Raw genomic sequence first — 3,770 nt, 5'->3', positions numbered from 1 at the left:
GGCGGTGGCATCAGACCTCGGCGGTGGCGCGCGGTTCGACTTCAGGGCCCCGATCGCGGCGGTCAGGGCCTCGGACCGCGAAGCCCCGGCCGACGAGGGCGAAGCCTATGGCGGCGGACCCGCCACGCTGCTGGTGGTGGACGACAATCCGGTCAACCGGCGCATCCTGGCCGCCCTGATGGAGCCGTTCGGCGTCGAATGCAGCTTTGCGACCAGCGGCCGGGAAGCGCTGGAGGCCTGGCGCCGCGAGCGCTGGGACGCGATCCTCATGGATGTGCACATGCCCGACATGGACGGGGTCGAGGCCACCCGCGCCATCCGCATCGAGGAAAGCTCGGCCCACCGCGACCGGACGCCGATCATCGCGGTCACCGCCAGCGTGCTCGTCCACGAGGTGGAAGCCTATCGCCAGGCCGGCATGGACGACATCCTGGCCAAGCCCATCGAGGCCAGGGCCCTGGCCCACATGCTGTCACGCTGCCTCGCAGCCTGAGACCGCCCGGCAGATTTCCGCCCCCTCAGTGCCCTCCGCCCCGGGCCGGATGCGGGATCCTGGCCACGTCGGCGGCGGTCACCGGCTTGGCGTAGGCATTGCCGAAGCTGGTCCGGACATAGCTGATGGCGGCGGCGATCTGGGCATCGTCGAGCGGCCCGGCCAGGCTGGGCATGGCCCCCTTGCCGTTGACGACGACGGTGATTGGATAGGCCGCGCCCGCCAGACGGGGATTGGCCGCCAGGGCCGGAATCGTGGCCGCGCCCGAGCCGCCCCGCGCATCGGCCATGTGGCAGGCGGCGCAGACGGCTTCATAGACCTGCTGGCCGGTGACGGGCTTGGCCACGCGGACCACGCCGCCGCCGGTGTCGCCACCGGCCGGGGTCTGGGCCAGGGCCGGCGCGGCGATGGCCACAGCCAGGGCGGCAAGCGCGAGGGGAAGACGAAGGGTCATGCTCAGGCCTCCAGGGCGCGCTTGTGCAGCTGGGAAATGGCGTCGATGGACGAGAGCAGCGCCCCCTCCATCCAGCAGCCGACATAGGAGGCGTGCTCACCGGCGAGGACGATGCGACGGTCCATCGTGACCAGGGTCTGGTAGTGTTCTTTTCGCGACTCCTCGGTCCAGCGGGCGCAGCAGCCCAGGGTCCAGGGCACCCGGCTCCAGGCCACCGAGGCCCCGTTCGAGAACTCCTTGCGATAGCTGGCCGGGTGCAGGATCGAGCCCTGCTGCAGGGCCACCTCGAGGCGCTGCTCGGGCGTCATGCCGGCCAGGCGATAGGCCCCCATCTCGCGGGCAAAGGCCCCCAGCAGCACGGCCGGACCGTTCCCGAACAGGTTGTTGTTCGGATAGGAGATCAGGGCGATCTCCTGGTCGGTGAAGCTGTGGCCGCCATAGATGGAGTCATCCTCCTCCCAGAAGCGGCGCTTCATCTCGAGGCCGATCTTGACCTGACCCGAATAGGGCACGGCGGCGATGGCGGCGCTCATGGCGTCGGTGACCTGGGTCTCGATCTGGTTCAGCACGCCCAGCGGGATCGTGCAGACGCACCAGTCGGCCTGGGCCACGGTGACCTTGCCGGTCCGGGTGTCGGCATAGGTGACCGCCACGCCCCTGTCGTCCTGGGCGATCTTGCTGACCTTGGCATTATAGGTCACCAGCCCGTCGACCTGGCGGGCGAAGGCCTTGCCGATCATGTCCATGCCGCCGACCGGCTGGAACATGGTGGTCTGCATCTCGTGACCCATGAAGAAGGCCATCGAGGTCCAGACCTGCGGGTCGAGCACGTTGTGGAAGTCGTAGAGGGCCGACGGGATCGGTGCGCCGCTGCGCCCGCCGCCTGGCGGCCGGTCATAGCCGCGGTGCGAGGCCGAGCGCAGGTTGGAGGCGTATTTGTAGTCCTTGTCGAGCATGCCCCAGCCCTTCAAGGCCTCCAGCAGCCGCTCGCGATCCTCGGGCGTGACGGCGTCGTCGAGGGCCTTCTGGTTCACCGACTTGGCCAGCAGCTCGGCGACATTGCCCTCGAAGTCGGCCGCCGCCGCCTTGAACCGCACCGGCTTGCCGCCGAACGCCGTCGAGGAATGAATCCAGGTATTGTGGTTGAACTGGATGAAGGGCTCCAGGGCCACGCCGAACGCCTTGCAGTAGTGCAGCAGGGTGCGGTGATGGTGCGGGATCCGCCACGGACCGGGATTGAGATAGTTGCCGGGCGCAAAACCGACCTTCTGGGTCGCCCCGCCCAGTTCGGTATAGGTGTCGCCGCCCCGCAGCGACCAGTTCCGGCCGCCGGCCCGGTCCTGGTATTCGAGGATCTGGACCTTGTAGCCGGCCTTGGTCAGCTCATGGGCCGCCAGCATGCCGGCCAGACCCGCACCCAGCACGATCACCGACGCGCCCTTGCGGGCTCCGGTCAGGTTCGGCGGACCGGTGAACTGGGTCTCGGCCGCATGCCCCAGGGAGGTCATGGCCTGATAGAGGGCGGCCGTCCCGCCCACTGCGGCAATCGCCGAAAGAAGCTGTCGCCGTGTCGGCAAGCCCGTACCCGATTGCATTCGCCCCGATCCCCCTGCGTCGTCCATCCGGACGCTGACGACTCCGAGCTAAGGGCACTCTGCTGGCGGTGGCGCGGGCGAACTGCCGCAAAGGCTCCTGCCCGGCGGACTGCCGGTCCTTTGGGGCAACCTGTGCGGATGGCTGGTCAGGAACTGTGCAGACGGCGGAGCGGAGCTAGCGCCGGGGCGTCACTCGCACCGTCACGGCGTCGGGCGTGCCGTTGCCGCCCCGGCAGGCCGCCAGCCTGAACTTCAGGTCCATGCAGACCCAGACCTCGGTGAGCCGGTTCTGCTTGTTGACCCGCACGTTCAGCCCCTCGGCTGTCATGCCGCGATTGCCGCGCATGAAGGCCTGGCGGATCTCGCCGGCCGTCATCACCTCGCCGGGACCGGGCGTCAGGTCGGGCACGTTCAGCCGGTTGCGCACCTGCCGGGCCTTGCGGAAATAGGCCTCGGGCGTCGCCCACTGACAGGTCCCGTGGGCCTGCCATTCATGCTGCAGCAGCCAGGGCGACGGGGTCATGCAGAGATTGGCCTTCACCGTCTTCACGCGCATCGGCGGGCTGGGCCGGCAGTAGCGCGGATGCACCCGGTCGGGCCCGTTGGGCCACAGGCCATGAACGGTGAAGCCGAAACTGTTGGCCTCGCACTGGATGGCCTTGTCCGATTCCGGAATGTTCGACCGGCAGGCCTCCGGCGACCAGTAGAGGGCCAGCAGATAGGCCGCGATCGGCACGTCGGTGTGGATCTGGTCGGCCGGCGGGATTTCCTCGGCGGCCGGCACCACGTCGCGGGGCACGGTACAGGCCTTCAGGCCGTCGGCCCGGGCCGCGCCGGCCAGGGCCAGACCGGCGGCAAGGATCAGGGCAGTCAGGGACTTCATGGCAGGCTCCGCAACGGGTGGCGGATAGGAGTCTCCGTCGCACGCCCCGTCAAGCCAAGCTCAGCGGCGGGGCCCGCAGGCCTTCCGCCACGGCCCCTAGAGCGGCGGCGGCGGCGGAGCCAGGATATCGCGCTTGCCGGCATGGTTGGCGGCCCCGACCACACCTTCCTTTTCCATCCGCTCCATCAGCGAGGCGGCGCGGTTGTAGCCGATCTGCAGACGGCGCTGGATGTAGCTGGTCGAGGCCTTGCGGTCGCGGGTGACCACGGCCACGGCGTGGTCGTAAAGGTCGTTGGCCCCGCCCTCGCCGGCGAAGGCACCCTCGATGGCCTCTTCCTGCTCCTC

Annotated in this window: 5 protein-coding genes; 1 reads left to right on the top strand and 4 read right to left on the bottom strand. The window is 69.4% G+C overall.

The window, feature by feature from the left end; translation table 11 throughout:
- On the top strand, positions 1–493 hold a 493-nt coding region (locus tag DBR10_RS19955; protein ID WP_233243369.1), incomplete at its 5' end, for a response regulator.
- 25 nt (positions 494–518) lie between these two features.
- On the opposite strand, the gene DBR10_RS10625 is transcribed toward DBR10_RS19955, so the two are convergent.
- From DBR10_RS10625 to DBR10_RS19950, 4 genes are all read right to left on the bottom strand, one after another.
- Positions 519–947 (bottom strand): c-type cytochrome, encoded by a 429-nt coding sequence (locus tag DBR10_RS10625; protein WP_108490271.1) that lies wholly within the window; start codon positions 945–947, stop codon positions 519–521.
- A 2-nt stretch (positions 948–949) separates the two neighbouring features.
- Positions 950–2,569 (bottom strand): flavin monoamine oxidase family protein, encoded by a 1,620-nt coding sequence (locus tag DBR10_RS10620; protein ID WP_108506233.1) that lies wholly within the window; start codon positions 2,567–2,569, stop codon positions 950–952.
- A 148-nt stretch (positions 2,570–2,717) separates the two neighbouring features.
- The gene (locus DBR10_RS10615; protein ID WP_108506232.1) at positions 2,718–3,425 is read right to left on the bottom strand and encodes a ribonuclease T2; all 708 of its coding nucleotides are present in this window, start codon (positions 3,423–3,425) and stop codon (positions 2,718–2,720) included.
- A gap of 96 nt (positions 3,426–3,521) precedes the next feature.
- Positions 3,522–3,770, bottom strand: a 249-nt coding sequence (locus DBR10_RS19950; RefSeq protein WP_272482606.1) for a DNA translocase FtsK, incomplete at its 5' end; no start/stop codon positions are given.

Origin of the sequence: Caulobacter sp. HMWF025 (genome assembly GCF_003060965.1) — a bacterium.
In the GTDB taxonomy this organism is placed as follows: Bacteria; Pseudomonadota; Alphaproteobacteria; order Caulobacterales; family Caulobacteraceae; genus Caulobacter.
Note: the sequence above shows the minus strand (reverse complement) of the source record. Positions and strands in the feature narration are given on the sequence as shown.

Excerpts from the sequence above, each read along its gene's own strand:
- DBR10_RS10625 (WP_108490271.1), bottom strand. The coding sequence starts at position 947 with ATGACCCTTCGTCTTCCCCTCGCGCTTGCCGCCCTGGCTGTGGCCATC.
- DBR10_RS10620 (WP_108506233.1), bottom strand. The coding sequence starts at position 2,569 with ATGGACGACGCAGGGGGATCGGGGCGAATGCAATCGGGTACGGGCTTG.
- DBR10_RS10615 (WP_108506232.1), bottom strand. The coding sequence starts at position 3,425 with ATGAAGTCCCTGACTGCCCTGATCCTTGCCGCCGGTCTGGCCCTGGCC.